At 64.2% G+C, this 14372-nt stretch carries 7 protein-coding genes; 2 read left to right on the forward strand and 5 right to left on the reverse strand.

Translation table 11 applies throughout. The annotated features are described in order from the left end of the window. The first annotated feature begins 33 nt into the window (after nucleotides 1-33). Complete coding sequence (gene proC / locus AC1DX4_RS31390; protein ID WP_477224009.1) at nucleotides 34-849, forward strand: pyrroline-5-carboxylate reductase; 816 nt, start codon at nucleotides 34-36, stop codon at nucleotides 847-849. Between the two features lie 4 nt (nucleotides 850-853). Here proC and AC1DX4_RS31395 read toward each other — a convergent pair whose 3' ends face one another. The 4 genes from AC1DX4_RS31395 to AC1DX4_RS31410 all read right to left on the reverse strand — a co-directional run bounded on the left by AC1DX4_RS31395 (nucleotide 854) and on the right by AC1DX4_RS31410 (nucleotide 11633). Further along, nucleotides 854-2170: an NAD(P)H-dependent oxidoreductase gene (locus AC1DX4_RS31395; protein ID WP_477224010.1), complete on the reverse strand. Its 1317-nt coding sequence runs from the start codon at nucleotides 2168-2170 to the stop codon at nucleotides 854-856. 84 nt (nucleotides 2171-2254) lie between these two features. After that, nucleotides 2255-3649 carry a multicopper oxidase family protein gene (locus AC1DX4_RS31400; protein ID WP_477224011.1) on the reverse strand — a complete coding sequence of 465 codons (1395 nt, stop codon included), beginning with the start codon at nucleotides 3647-3649 and terminating at the stop codon, nucleotides 2255-2257. Between the two features lie 135 nt (nucleotides 3650-3784). Then, nucleotides 3785-7594 (reverse strand): methionine synthase, encoded by a 3810-nt coding sequence (gene metH / locus AC1DX4_RS31405; RefSeq protein WP_477224012.1) that lies wholly within the window; start codon nucleotides 7592-7594, stop codon nucleotides 3785-3787. Nucleotides 7595-7769: 175 nt separating this feature from the next. Further along, complete coding sequence (locus AC1DX4_RS31410; protein ID WP_477224013.1) at nucleotides 7770-11633, reverse strand: caspase family protein; 3864 nt, start codon at nucleotides 11631-11633, stop codon at nucleotides 7770-7772. 231 nt (nucleotides 11634-11864) lie between these two features. Between AC1DX4_RS31410 and AC1DX4_RS31415 the strand changes: the two genes are divergently transcribed. After that, nucleotides 11865-12635 (forward strand): SDR family NAD(P)-dependent oxidoreductase, encoded by a 771-nt coding sequence (locus tag AC1DX4_RS31415; protein ID WP_477224014.1) that lies wholly within the window; start codon nucleotides 11865-11867, stop codon nucleotides 12633-12635. Between the two features lie 14 nt (nucleotides 12636-12649). Here AC1DX4_RS31415 and AC1DX4_RS31420 read toward each other — a convergent pair whose 3' ends face one another. After that, nucleotides 12650-14287 carry a peptidoglycan L,D-endopeptidase MepK gene (locus tag AC1DX4_RS31420; protein ID WP_477224015.1) on the reverse strand — a complete coding sequence of 546 codons (1638 nt, stop codon included), beginning with the start codon at nucleotides 14285-14287 and terminating at the stop codon, nucleotides 12650-12652. Nucleotides 14288-14372 lie beyond the last annotated feature (85 nt).

The raw sequence follows: 14372 nt of genomic DNA on the forward strand, positions 1-14372 counted from the left end.
TCTATGTCAGGGCCTTCCTTCGGAGGGCTTTCGATGACGATCAGGCTTGTTCTCGCCGGCTGCGGCAATATGGGTTACGCCATGCTCTCGGGCTGGCTGAAATCCGGCAAGCTCGCGCCATCGGCGGTTTTCGTGGTCGAGCCCAATGCCGATCTGCGCCAGCGCGCCGCCGCACTCGGCTGTGCGACGGCTGCTGATGCCGGCGACATTCCGGCAGACGCCGTGCCTGACCTCGTCGTCATCGCGGTGAAGCCCCAGGTGATCCGCGAGGTGACGGCCGCCTACAAGCGTTTCGGCGACGGCCGCACCACCTTTGTCAGCATCGCCGCCGGCACGCCCGTGGCGACCTTCGAGCATATCCTTGGCAACAGCGCGCCGATCGTGCGCTGCATGCCCAACACGCCAGCCTCCATCGGCAAGGGCATGATGGTGGTGTTTTCCAACCCGCTCGTGTCCGATGATACCAAGCGTTTCGTCGCCGACCTGCTGTCGGCCAGCGGTGAAGTGGCCACGATCGACGACGAAGGCCTGATGGATGCCGTGACCGCCGTGTCGGGATCGGGGCCGGCCTATATCTTCCACTTCATCGAAGCGCTGACCGTGGCCGCGGAGAGAGCGGGCCTGCCGGCGGCAACCGCCAGGCTGCTCGCCATGCAGACCGTCTACGGCGCTGCCTCGCTCGCCGCCGAAAGCCACGAAGACCCGGGCGTGCTGCGCCAGCAGGTGACCAGCCCGAACGGCACGACGGCGGCGGCGCTTGGCGTGCTGATGGGCGAGGACCGGCTGACCAATCTAGTGACGCAGGCAGTGGAAGCCGCGCGGCTGCGGTCGATCGAACTGGGGAAGTAAGACCTCAGTTCGCCCCGTACAGCATCTCGTCCTGCAGCCGGCGCAAGGCGAACAGCCTCGTCGTCTGGTCGGGCGCGGCATTGTCGGCGGTCAGCAACTCGCCTTTCCTGACCGGCCTCAGCACCTTGCCGCCCTCGAGCAGGCCGACCGGCACGGCGTGCTGAGCGCGGGCTTCGCCGACGGTCATGGTCCATGAGCGGTAGCAGGTCTCGCCGATCGCATCGAAGGTCTCGCCAGCAGCCAAGTCCCGCTTGGCGACCGCGCAAACCTCGGCGACCGGCCGTGGCAGCGGCACCATGTCGGGCTTGCCGAACAGCACGATGCGGGCGGCGGTCAGCGGCACTTCCAGTGACGTCAGATGGTACGGCCGAAACAGGCTGTAATATGGACCGTGGCCGATATGCAAATCGTCCATGCGCTCGATGATGCGCGGATGCGTTGCCTCGACGATGACGAAGACACCGGGCGCCACCCCCTTGCCTATGGTGTAGTCGACGACGCCCTTTTTCAGCAACAGCCCGCCGTCCTCGCGTGGGATCAGCACCTTGACGAGGTCGTCGCGGTCGGCCTTCGGGCCATGCATGCCGGGCACGTCGGGCACCAGGCCGGTGGCGTTGGCGATGGCGCACATCTCGACCATGGTTTTCGAGCCATCGACGAACTCGACCAGCATGCGCGGGTTCATGTTGCGGCGGATCGCTTCCTCGCGATAGTCGTCGGGCATGGCGTCGTGGTTGAGCGGGTTGTTCTTGCCCTTGCCGGCCGAGACGATGGTGAGGCCGAGCGCCGACGCGAACTCGATCAGCTCCATGCAGCTCGACGGCTCGTCGCCGGCGCCAACGGAATAGACGACGCCGAGCCGGTCGGCCTGCTGCTTGAGATAGCAGCCGATGGTGACGTCGGCCTCGACATTCATCATCACCAGATGCTTGCCATGCTCCATCGCCGACAGGCAGAAATCGGCGGCGACGCCGGGTTTTCCCGTGGCATCGATGACGACGTCGATCAGCGGATTGGTCACCAGCATCTCATTCGAGGTGATGGCGATTTTTCCGGCCTCGATTGCCGCTGTCACTTTCGACGCGGTGTCGGCTTCGACCGCCATCGCCTCGTCGCCATAGGCGATGCGGATGGCGTCACGTGCGGTGTGTGGACGTCGAGTGGAAACGGCGCAAACCGAAATGCCCGGCATCAGCATGCCTTGTGTGACGAGGTCGGTGCCCATTTCACCCGAACCGATGACACCGATGCGCACCGGGCGGCCCTCGGCGGCACGCTTGGCAAGATCGCGGGCAAGGCCGGTCAAGGCGACATTGGTCATGCGGGGATGTCCATGGTTCTTGATTTGGAGGCGGCATAGCAGGGAACCGCCCGCTTTTGCCAACGAAACCGCTCTAACGTGGCTTCAAACCACCCTGACGTAGCTCGTCATGCCCGATTTCTGGTGCTCGATGATGTGGCAGTGCAGCAGCCAGTCGCCGGGATTGTCGGCGACAAAGCCGAGCTGAACCTTCTCGTTGGGCTGGATGAGATAGGTGTCGGAAATGGCAGGCTGAACCGGCCGCGTCGACGACGACAGCACCTTGAAGCTCATGCCGTGCAGATGCATCGGATGCGATTGCGGCGTCAAATTCTCCATGTCGATGACATAGCTCTTGCCAAGCTTCAGCTCGGCCAGCGGCGCGGTTGGATCTGATGTATCGCCCGGCCACGGCACCTTGTTGATGGCCCAGAAACTGTAGCCGAGTGAACCGCAGATGCCATCGCTCGGGACGTTTTCCGCCGTCGCGCTGAGCGCCAGCGAAATATGCTGGGCAGCGGTGAGATCCACCTCCTTCACAGGATTGGCCTCCAGCGGCGCAACATCACGAACGTCGCGCTTCAGCGAGCTGCCAACCGCACGCAAGGTCGTGAGCACCTTGGGTTTGGTGCCCCTGACGTCTCGCAGGCTCACGATCGCGCCCTCATCATCGGGCATGCGGATGGCGAGTTCCATGCGCTGGCCTGGTCCCAGCAGCAAAGCATCGGGTGAAAAGCGCTCAGGCACCGGATTGCCGTCGAGTGCCATGACCGTCGCCTCGGCGCCGTCGACGCGAAAGGCATAGATGCGGGTGACGTCAGTGATCGCCACCCGTAACCGCACCAGTCCACCGGCCGGCGCGTCATATTGCGGCTGATCGAGCCAATTGGCGGTGCGCACCGTGCCGTAGGTGCCGGTTCTCGCGGCATCGCGCGGGCGGAACTGATCGATGAACTGGCCGTCGTCGCCAAGACGCCAATCCCGCAGATTGAGGACGAACTCGGCGTCGAATTTCGGATCGCTTGGGTTCTCGACCACGATCACGCCGGTCAGACCGTGCCCCATCTGCTCCAGCGTGTTGCAATGCGGATGATACCAGAAGGTGCCGGCGTCGGGCGGGGTGAAGGCGTAGTCGAAATGATCGCCGGTGTAGACATAGGGTTGGACCAGGAAGGGCACGCCGTCCATCTTGTTTGGAACGCGAATGCCGTGCCAGTGGATGGTCGTCGGATCATCGATGGCGTTGACCAGACGCGCGGCGAAGGGCTCGCCCTTCTTCATCCTCAGCACCGGCGGCATCCCGGCATTGCCATAGGTCAGCACATTGTTGGTCGGGCCGGCATCCATCAGCCTGGCCTGGATTTTCGCCGTCTGCAGCACCACCGGCTCCGGACCGGCGGCGGCCCAGCTGCCAAGCCTGCCGATGGCCGAGAGTCCGACCCCGCTGGCGCCAGTGATGGCGGCCGTTTTCAAGAGCCTGCGGCGTGTAAGGACGGTCATTCAAGCTCCAACTGCAAAGACGGCTGCCCAGTATCTATCGCCGCCTTGAACCATGAGCCAGCAATCCGTGCAAATGCCTTATGGGCACATCCTGTCTTGCCATGGCGGCAGGATGAGACGACAGAGCCTCCCGCCCTACTCCGCCGCCTCGGCATACTGCGCGGGCACATAGTTGAGGATAGGTCCGAGCCAGCGCTCGACCTCAGCCAACGGCATGTCCTTACGAACGGCATAATCCTCGACCTGGTCGCGCTCGACCTTCGCGACGCCGAAATAATAGCTTTCGGGATGCGCCAGATAAATGCCGGACACTGACGAGCCCGGCCACATCGCGTAGCTTTCGGTCAGGCTGACGCCGGCATTACGCTCGCCGTCGAGCAGCCTGAACAGCGTTTTCTTCTCCGTATGGTCGGGCTGGGCGGGATAGCCGGGCGCCGGGCGGATGCCGCGATAGGGCTCGCCGATCAATTCGTCCGGTGCCAGCGCCTCGTCAGCCGCATAGCCCCAGAATTCCTTGCGCACCTTCTCGTGAATACGCTCGGCGAAGGCTTCGGCGAAGCGGTCGGCCAGTGCCTTGACCATGATCGAGGAGTAATCGTCATTGGCGCGCTCAAAACGCTCTGATATCGCCACTTCCTCGATGCCGGCGGTGACGATGAAGCCGCCGATGTAGTCGGACTTGCCGCCGTCCATTGGCGCGACGAAATCCGACAGCGCGACATTGGCCTTGCCGTCGCGCTTGGTCAGTTGCTGGCGGAGAGTGAAGAAAGTCGCCAACTCCTGCGAGTGCCCCTCGTCCGTGAACAGCCTGATGTCGTCACCGACGGCATTGGCCGGCCAGAAGCCGATGACGCCGCGCGGCGCGAACCATTTTTCCGCGATGATCTTCTTCAGCATCGCCTGCGCATCCTCGAACAGCTGGCGCGCGGCGGGTCCCTGTGCCTCATCCTCGAGTATCTTGGGATAGCGGCCCTTCAGCTCCCAGGTCTGGAAGAACGGCGTCCAGTCAATGTAACGCGCAAGCTCGGTCAGGTCCCAGTTCTCGAACACCTTCACGCCGGTGAAAGACGGCTTCGGCGGCTCGTAGGCAGACCAGTCGACCTTGTGCGCATTGGCCCTTGCCCTGGCCAGTGGCAGCCGCTGCTTGTCGGCCTCGGAGCGGGCATGCGCGTCGGCAACCCTCTTGTACTCGGCTCGCACCGTATCGACAAAGCCGCCCTTAGTCTCGTTCGACAGCAAAGACGACAAAACGCCGACCGCGCGGCTGGCGTCGGTGACATAGACGGTCTGCCCCCTGGCGTAGCGCGGGTGGATCTTCACCGCCGTGTGCACACGGCTGGTCGTCGCGCCGCCGATCAGCAACGGAATGTCGAAGCCTTCGCGCTCCATCTCGGTGGCCATGTGTACCATCTCGTCCAGCGATGGGGTGATCAGGCCGGAGAGGCCGATAATGTCGACATTTTGCTCGCGCGCGGTCTGCAGGATTTTCGCCGCCGGCACCATGACACCGAGATCGATGATCTCGTAATTGTTGCAGGCGAGAACGACGCCGACGATGTTCTTGCCGATGTCGTGGACATCGCCCTTCACCGTCGCCATCAGGATCTTGCCCGCCGTCTGGCGCTCGCCATTGACGATGCCGTTGGCGGCGTTGGCCAGTTTCTCGGCCTCCATATGCGGTAACAGCCCGGCTACCGCCTGCTTCATGACACGGGCCGACTTCACCACTTGCGGCAAAAACATCTTGCCTGCGCCGAACAGGTCGCCGACGACATTCATGCCGGCCATCAACGGGCCTTCGATGACATGCAGCGGGCGCTCGGCCGCCAGCCGCGCTTCCTCGGTGTCGGCGTCGATGAATTCGGTGATGCCGTTGACCAGCGCATGCGAAATGCGCTGCTCGACCGTCCATTCGCGCCAGGCGAGGTCGCGCTCCCTGGCTTCCTTGCCGGCCGTGCCCTTGAAGCGTTCGGCGATCTCCAGCATGCGCTCGGTGGCGGTGCCGCCGGCCTTGGGCGCGCGGTTGAGCACGACATCCTCGCAGGCCTCGCGCAGCTCCGGCTCGATCGTGTCATAGACGGCCAACTGACCGGCATTGACGATGCCCATGTCCATGCCGCGCTGGATGGCGTGGTAGAGGAACACCGCGTGCATGGCCTCGCGCACCGGCTCGTTGCCGCGAAACGAGAAGGAGAGGTTCGACACGCCGCCGGAAATATGGACATGCGGCAGCGTCGCAGTAATCTCGCCGGTGGCCTCGATGAAGTCGACGCCGTAATTGTCATGCTCCTCGATGCCGGTGGCGACCGCGAAGACGTTGGGGTCGAAGACGATATCCTCGGGCGGGAAGCCGGCCTGTTCGGTCAAGAGCTTGTAGGCGCGGGTGCAGATCTCGACCTTGCGCGCCTTGGTGTCGGCCTGGCCGGCCTCGTCGAAGGCCATGACGACCACGGCGGCGCCATAGGCGCGCACCAGCCTGGCATGATGCAGGAACGCTTCCTCGCCTTCCTTCATCGAGATGGAATTGACCAGCGGCTTGCCCTGCACGCATTTCAAGCCCGCCTCGATGATCTCCCATTTCGAACTGTCGACCATGACAGGAACACGGGCGATGTCCGGTTCGGCGGCGATCAGGTTGAGATAATCGACCATCGCCTTCTTCGAATCGATCAGCCCTTCGTCCATGTTGATGTCGATGATCTGCGCGCCATTGGCGACCTGATCGCGCGCCACGTCGAGCGCGGGAACATAATCGCCCGCGGTGATCAGTTTCCGGAACTTGGCAGAGCCGGTGACGTTGGTGCGCTCGCCGACATTGACGAAGGGGATTTCGTCCGAAAGCGTGAACGGCTCCAGTCCAGATAAGCGCATCTTGCGCTCGATCTGCGGAATGGCACGCGGCGGGTACTTTTTCACTGCCTCCGCGATGGCGCGGATATGATCCGGCGTCGAGCCGCAGCAGCCGCCGACGACATTGACCAGCCCTTCCCTGGCAAAGTCCTCGATCTGCGCGGCCATGAAGTCCGGGCTCTCGTCATACCTGCCGAATTCATTGGGCAGGCCGGCATTCGGATAGGCGCAGACGAAAGTGTCCGCGGTATCAGATATTTCGGCCAGGTGCGCGCGCATGGCGTTGGCGCCGAGCGCGCAGTTGAGGCCGATGGTGAAGGGATTGGCATGGCGCACCGAATGCCAGAAAGCCGTCGGCGTCTGGCCCGACAGCGTGCGGCCGGAAAGGTCGGTGATGGTGCCCGAAATCATCACCGGCAGGTGCACACCCTTCTCGATGAAAATCTCGTTGCAAGCGAAGATTGCCGCCTTGGCGTTCAGCGTGTCGAAGATGGTCTCGATCAGGATGATGTCGGCGCCGCCGTCGATCAGGCCGCGCAGCTGCTCGCCATAGGCAAGCCGCAACTCGTCGAAGGTCACCGCGCGATAGCCGGGATTGTTGACGTCGGGCGACATCGAGGCGGTGCGGTTGGTTGGCCCGAGCGCGCCGGCAACGAAGCGGCGCTTGCCGTCTTCCTGCTCAGCCCGCTTCGCCGCCCGTCGCACCAGCCGCGCGCCGTCGCGGTTCAGCGCATAGACGGCATCCTCCATGCCGTAATCGGCCTGGGCGATCGCGGTCGACGAGAAGGTGTTGGTCTCGAGAATATCCGCGCCGGCAATCGCGTATTGATAGTGGATCTCCTCGATCGCGGCGGGCTGCGTCAGGATCAGAAGGTCGTTGTTTCCCTGCTGATGGCAGGCGCAGCCGGCGAAAGCATTGCCGCGGAAATGGTCTTCGTCGAAACCAAGCCCCTGGATCTGCGTGCCCATGGCGCCGTCGAGGATGAGGATGCGCTCGCGCGCCGCCGCGGTCAGCGCCGCGAGCACTTCCGAACCGTCGGGCTTGGCCGCGACAGGGCCGAACAGGTCATCCAGCGATGCAGAATTCTGCGACATTTTCTATCCCTTGGGCGACAAGCCTGTTCATGTCACATAAGGATATCTTTATGTCAATATACGCTTCTCACTAACGGTGTCACGCGCCATCGCAGGTGCCAGAGCAACTAACGCCAAAAGCGACCGTTGCCGGGGCGTCCTTTGCACGTCTAACTGGACGCGCGGCAATCCTGTGTCAGTGCAAGTCGGCCAGCAAGGCTTGCGCCTCGGCAAGGTTCTTCTCGGAGCCGGCGGTGAGGTCGTCCATCTTGCGATCCCTGAAAACGACGAGCGCCTCCTGGCAAGCGGCGATCGCCTCTTGGGCAAGCGCCTTGTCCTTGCGGGCCGTGCCCAAATCGGTCAGCACGTCGCACAGGCTGTCTTCGGTGAAGGCGACGGCCGGTACTGAATTGATCTTCTTCTGCACGGCGATCGCCTCGCGCAAGATCGGCACCGCCTCCTCGAAACGGGCAACGTTGTTTTCGGAACGGCCGGCCATCGTCAAGGCATAGCCGACCTCGTTCTGCAGGCTCGCCCAGCGGTCGGGGTCGCGATCTCGGCCAACCTCTTCGGCCAGCGCCCGATTGACGGCGATCGCCTCGTCGAACACTTCAGGCGATGGTTCCCTGGCCGCGATCATGCTCAGCACATTGGCAAGGTTCCCCTGCGTGGTTGCCCAGCGCTCTGGATCGCGAGCCCGGGTGCGCACGGCCTGTATGCTGCGGTAGATGCCGGCCGAGCGTTTCAGCAAGGCGAGGTCATTGCGCCAATAGCCCAGCGACGACAGGGCGCTTGCCAGATTGGACTGGTTGCGGGTCCAGCCATCGGCATCCTTGTCACGGGTGGTGACCGTTAGTGCCGCCTCATAGGCCTGCACCGACTTCGCCATGATGTCCGGATCGGAAGCCGCACTCGCCTGCATCATGCGCGCATTGCCGAGATCGCTTTCGACCGAGGCCCACAGCGTACGGTCGGGTAACGTGGCATAGACGGCAAGGGCTGCTTCATGCGCGGTCGCCGCCTTCTGGTAGAGCGACTGATCGTTGCTCGCGCCGGCGAGGTAGTAGTAGGCGCTGCCGAGATCGTTCTGCAATTGGGCGTGATCCTGCGGCACGCTGGCAAGGTCATAAAAGGGCAAAGCCGCTTCGAGCGCCGTCACCGACTGGTTGAAATCGGCGCCGTCTTGCACGCGGTCGCCCAGCACCAGAAGCACATGGCCGAGCCCCCATTGCGTCGCCGCCCAGGCGTCCGGATCGCTGTCGCGGGTCTGCACTTCGAGCGCCGCACGATAGGCCGTCACCGAGCGTTCGAGCGCTTCGGTCGGGCCGCCATCGGCCTTGCCCAGCATCGAAAGGGCGGCACCCAGCCGATACTGCGTCTTTGCCCAGTCCTTCGCTGCATTGTCCTTGGTCCGCACGGTGAGCGCGGCGTCGTAGGCGGCGACCGCCTGTTCGAGCACCGCTCTGTCGCCGGCACGATCGCCCCAGGTCGACAGCGTGCTGCCGAGACTGTGCTCGATGGAAGCAAACTCCGCGGGCGCGGCCGTGGCCGTGTAAACTTCCTTTGCGCTGCGATACGCGGTTGCCGATTTCTGCAGATAGTCGATCCCCGTGTCGCGCTCGCCGAGCGAGGCATAGGCGGAGCCGAGATTCTGCTGCAGCGAGGCCCAGTCGAGCGGCAGCTTTTCACGCGGATACTCCGAGAGGGCGGCCTCATAGGCGGACACCGCCTTAAGCAGCGTCGCGGTGTCGTCCTGCTTCACGCCGAGACGCTGCAAGGCATTGCCGAGCGTCAGCTGGCCGTTGGCCCAGCTTGCCGGCGCATGCTCGCGCGTCCACACGGTGAGTGCGGCGTCCGCCGCTTCGCGCGCATGCTGCAGCGTCGGGATGTCGCCATTGATCTCGCCGATCGTCTCCAGCGCAGAGCTCATATTGTTCTCGATCGTCGCCCATTGCGCCGGCGCGCGCTCCCTGGTCATTTCCTCCGTCGCCGACTGGTAGGCGGCGACCGACTGCTCGAGCGTTGCGACGTCCTTCTCGCGTGCACCAAGGCGAAACAGGGCAGCACCGAGATTGACCTGGCTCAATGCCCAGTCGAGCGGCACGCGCTCGCGGCTGTACTCTGTCAACGCGGCGCGATGCGCCTCGATGGCGGCGCGAAAACTGTCGCTGGTCGTCTCGCGTTCGCCGAGTTCCGACAGCACGATGCCGAGATTGTTTTCAGTCGCCGCCCATTCCAACGGCACCTTCTTCGACCCCTGCACCTCGAGCGCCGCGCGGAAGGTGGCGACCGCCTTGTCGAGCAACGCCGTGCCGGTCTCGCGCTGCCCGAGCCGCCAATAGACGGTGCCGAGATTGCCTGACGTGGAGCCCCAATCGTCCGGATAAGTTTCCCGCGTATAGACCGTCAGCGCCTGCTCGAAGGCGGCGGCCGCCTTGTCGAGGTTTTCGCGCCCGGCCTCGCGCTCACCCAAAGTCGACAGCGTGGTGGCGAGGTTGTTCTGGGTGGCTGCCCATTGCCGTGGATTTTTCTCGGGCGACACATAGGCCAGGCTCTTTTCATAGGCCGCGACGGCCTGCGCCAGGAATGCGTTGTCGCCGGAGAAAGTACCTTGCTGGGAAAGCGCGTTGGCTTCAGCCGCCTTGTAGTACCAGGCGTCCTGGTCGTCCCATTTCTCAGCCTGCTCATAGGCCTTGCCGTAGTCCTGGGCCGCCTCCTGAAACTTGAAGGAGATTTCGTAGGTTTTTGCGCTGTCGCCAAAAACTTTCGCAAATTCCAGCCGGCGTGCCTTGAGATCCGCTTCGGCCTTGTCGACCGTGTTTGACAATTCGCCGACGCGCGCCTTGGCCTGTTCGTGGAATTTCCTGGCGGCATCGAGCGCGCCTTCGCGCACCGCCTGATCGGCCAGTTTCGACAGCCGGACGATCTCCGGGTCCTGGCTCTTCAGCGCCGCCTGCTCGGCCAGCACCTGCTTCAGCCGCTCGGTCTGGCCGCGCAGCAATTTGTCGAGCTCGGCCGGGTCTTTCGGCGTGTCGGTGCCCAGCGTCTTCAGCATGGCATAGAGCGCGTCCATCGGCACGCCACCGTCGCGCGAGATGGTCTCGATCTGGCGACGTTCGGGATCGGGCAGGGTGGAGATGGTGAGCAGCAGCCGGCGGCGCTCGGTCAGGATGTCGCCTTCATCGCCCTTCGGCGCCTCAGCCGGCGTGCCGAAATAGAGCAGCCGGCGCAGGCTCTCATTGACCCATGGCCGCTGCTGGCCGTTGGTCTTGAGATAGACCTCCTCGCCGATCATGCGCAGCACGGTGCCGAATTCCTCACCGCCCATCGTGTCGATGTGGCGCAGGATCGCCGCCGCATAGGGGCTGTTGCCATCGGCCGGACCATCGAGCGCTACCTTGCCGGGCTCGGCAGCAAAGCCGATGACCTGGCCAAGGCTGTCGTCAGCCGAGCCCTTGGCCGGCGCGCTATTCTTCAGCGCGACGACGCTGCGCGTTTCACCGAGACCACCGGCACCAATCGGCTTGCCGTCATCGCCCGGCGACAGCTTCAGCAAGGTGCCCGGCGGGAACGGATCGTTGCGGCAAGCGTCGAGCAGCACGATGGTGACCGGCACCTTGGTCTTGAGCTCAGCGACGATCGAGGACAGCGGAACCAGCTTCTCGCCGGCATCGTCGAGCGCCGAGACATCGGCATCAACAGGGACCAGGAAATTCTCGCCGCCGGCCTCGATGCCGTGGCCCGAATAATAGATGACGGCGACATCGGCACCTTCGGCATCGTCGACAAAGCCTTCGAGATCGCGCCGCAATTTGCGCGCGTCGCGGTTGGTGGCCACAGTCGTCTCGAAGCCGAGCTTGTCGAACATTTCCTCGATGGCGCGAGCGTCATTTTCCGGATTGGGCAGTTTGCCGACATGATGATAGTCGGACTGGCCGATGATCAGCGCGATCCCTTTCAGCGCCTTCGGCTCCTCGGCGTGAGCCGGGACCAGCGCGCACAGGCACAGCACCAGTGCCGCGGCAAACGCCACGCAGATGCGCATCCTTTCGACTGTCATTCGCCCAAACCGCATCGCCCACCCCTGAACCCGCAAGGCGCGATCTTCCCCAGGGAGATGGCATCATGATGGCCGGCGCATGGCAAGGCCCGGGACGAACGGTGTTCTTGTCGTGAGGTGCAGATGCCGGCTGGTTTTCACGCCGTGAGCAGGTAGTCTTGAGCAAAAGTGGCCGTTCCGATGCGCACGCTGGCGACAGATTCGGCCCGAAAAGCTTCAGGGGAGGTTGCGATGACGGACTTTACACCAAAATTCGATCTGGCCGGCAAGGTGGCGCTGGTCACCGGCGCCTCACGCGGCATTGGCCGCGCCTGTGCACTGGCTTGCGCCGGCTCCGGCGCCGACATGATCGTCGGCGTGCGCAGCAAGACCGACGGGTCGGAGCTTGTCGCCGAGATCGAACGCATCGGCCGGCGGGCGCTAGCCGTGCAGATGGATGCGACCGATCTCGCCACGGTGCGCAAAGGCGTCGCCGACGCGCATGCCGCCTTCGGCCGCATCGACGTCCTGGTCAACAATGTCGGGCTCGGGCCGGAAAACCTGGCGGAAAACGTCACCGAGGAGGATTTCGACCTGACGGTCAACGTCAACCTCAAGGGCACGTTCTTCACCACCCAGGCGGTCGGCAAACTGATGATCGCGCAAAAAGGTGGGCGCATCATCAACATCAGCTCTCAGGCCGGCACGGTGACGCTGAAGGGCGAGGCGATCTACTGCATGACCAAGGCGGCGATCAACCATCTGACGCGCTGCCTGGCCGCCGAGTGGGCGCAGCATAAGATCGCCGTCAACAGCGTGGCGCCGACCTTCATCTGGACCGACGGCACACGCCCCTCGCTCGCCGAACCGGACTTCCACGCCCATGTGCTCGGCCACATCCCGCTCGGCCGCATCGGCGACCCGATCGATGTGGCGGGAACCGTGGTGTTCCTCGCCTCGCCGGCGGCGTCGCTGATCACCGGGGCGAACATACTGGTCGATGGCGGCTGGTCGGTGGCGTAGGCCCCTGCCGCCCCCTATTTGAAGCTGGCGATGGGCAGGAATTTCACGGCCGACCCAGTGAAGCGGCGGTGATCGGATTTCTGTCCTCGCGGCTGGAAACCGTCGAGATAGACCTGCTGCGGCGCCGTGCGGATGAAATTGGCGGCGATGACGGGCGCCGCCGCTGATCCGGCCCCGCCAGCGATGCCGCGACCAGTTGACGCCACGGGCACAATCATGGCGGTGGCTTCGGGATCGAGACGCGGCTGGACACGGTCGGCCTTTGGGCTGGTCCTGACGCGATCTTCGGGCTTCGATGCAGGGATCGCGGCGCGCTGGCCGGCCAGCCCATCGAGGCTGTTATCGGGGTGATGCATGGCCAGCAAGGCAGCGATGGCATCGGCGGATTTGGCTGCATCCGGCTGACGCTCCGGGCTTGTCTGGCTTTGAGGCCGCCATGTCGGCAAGGGGACGGTGAGCGCTGCCATCTCCGGAGCGACGGCCGCTGGAGCGGCATCCATCCTGCCCAGAGGAATTTCCGCATTGCTTGCCGCCGGCTTGGCCCCCGGCAGATCAGCCCGCGCCGTGGACGCGCTGGCTACCGCGAACGGCGCGGTTTGCGGGGTCGCAATGCTGGCCGTGGGGACGTCGCGCGGGGCGAAGGCCGGCAACGGCACTGTGTTGGGCGCCATCGCCATCACGATTGCTTCAGGCGTCTTACTCTTTTGCTCAGCGAGTGGTTCTTCAGCCACACCGGTGGAGGCCATCTCGATGTCCGCGCGCTGGGCTGCCTCCGGCGGGACGATGGCGATGCCCTGCCCGGCCGCCTTGGGTTCGACAGACTTGGCCGGTTTGCGCGGCGTCGGCGCCGCTTCGGCGACATCGTCCGCCTCGTCCGCACCGCGTCCGCCCAAAAGTGTCGCCAGCAGGCCGCGCGACTTGCGTTGACCGCTGTCAGCGCTTGCCAGTTCGATGTTGGGCGTACCAGCGCTCTTGCGCGATTTGTAGGCGGCGAGCGCTTGGTCAAAGCCGGGTAGCGGCCTGCCGTCGCTCGGCACATGCAGGGTGCTGCCGTTCGGGAAGACCCTTGCGAGCTCCTGACGGCTGATGCCCGGCCAATGCCGCACATTGCCGACATCCATGTGGATGAAAGGCGAACCGGAGGTCGGATAATAGCCAACGCCGCCGCCCTGCATCTTGAGGCCGATGTCGCGCAGCTTCTTCAGCGGCACGTCAGGCAGGAAGAAGTCCATCGCGCGGCCAACCATGTGCTGGCTTTCGCGGGCCACGCCCTTCGAGCGGCTCCGCAGCATGGCGTTGGTCGCCGGCGAACGATAGGCGCTGACCACATGGATATAGGAGGTCGAGCCGCTGGCGCGATAGGCCTGCCAGACGAGGTCGAGCAGGCGCGGATCCATTCGGGTCGGCTCGTTGCGGCGCCAGTCGCGCAGCATGACATTGATCTTCTTCAACCCCGCCTGATCGTAGCGGCCGTTGCGCTTGAAGACGATCTCGGCCTTCTCGCCGGTATGAAGATGTTGAATCCGCAAAGCGCGCGTCTCGGCGGACGCGCCAGTGACGCACAGGCAAAGGAACGCGGCCACAATGGCCGGCAGCCATGTCCAACGGTGGGAAGCGCCGGGCGCGTTCTGTTCGCGTTCAATCACGTTCATGCCTTGCACATTGTTGCTGTTTCGGGCGATTTGACGTCTTCGCCGGCTGCGCAGCCTCCCATCGATGAACAGCATCTTGGTTAAC

It is taken from the genome of Mesorhizobium sp. P3_A8 (assembly GCF_056402995.1).

Excerpts from the sequence above, each read along its gene's own strand:
- proC (WP_477224009.1), top strand. The coding sequence starts at position 34 with ATGACGATCAGGCTTGTTCTCGCCGGCTGCGGCAATATGGGTTACGCC.
- AC1DX4_RS31395 (WP_477224010.1), bottom strand. The coding sequence starts at position 2,170 with ATGACCAATGTCGCCTTGACCGGCCTTGCCCGCGATCTTGCCAAGCGT.
- AC1DX4_RS31400 (WP_477224011.1), bottom strand. The coding sequence starts at position 3,649 with ATGACCGTCCTTACACGCCGCAGGCTCTTGAAAACGGCCGCCATCACT.
- metH (WP_477224012.1), bottom strand. The coding sequence starts at position 7,594 with ATGTCGCAGAATTCTGCATCGCTGGATGACCTGTTCGGCCCTGTCGCG.
- AC1DX4_RS31410 (WP_477224013.1), bottom strand. The coding sequence starts at position 11,633 with ATGACAGTCGAAAGGATGCGCATCTGCGTGGCGTTTGCCGCGGCACTG.
- AC1DX4_RS31415 (WP_477224014.1), top strand. The coding sequence starts at position 11,865 with ATGACGGACTTTACACCAAAATTCGATCTGGCCGGCAAGGTGGCGCTG.
- AC1DX4_RS31420 (WP_477224015.1), bottom strand. The coding sequence starts at position 14,287 with ATGAACGTGATTGAACGCGAACAGAACGCGCCCGGCGCTTCCCACCGT.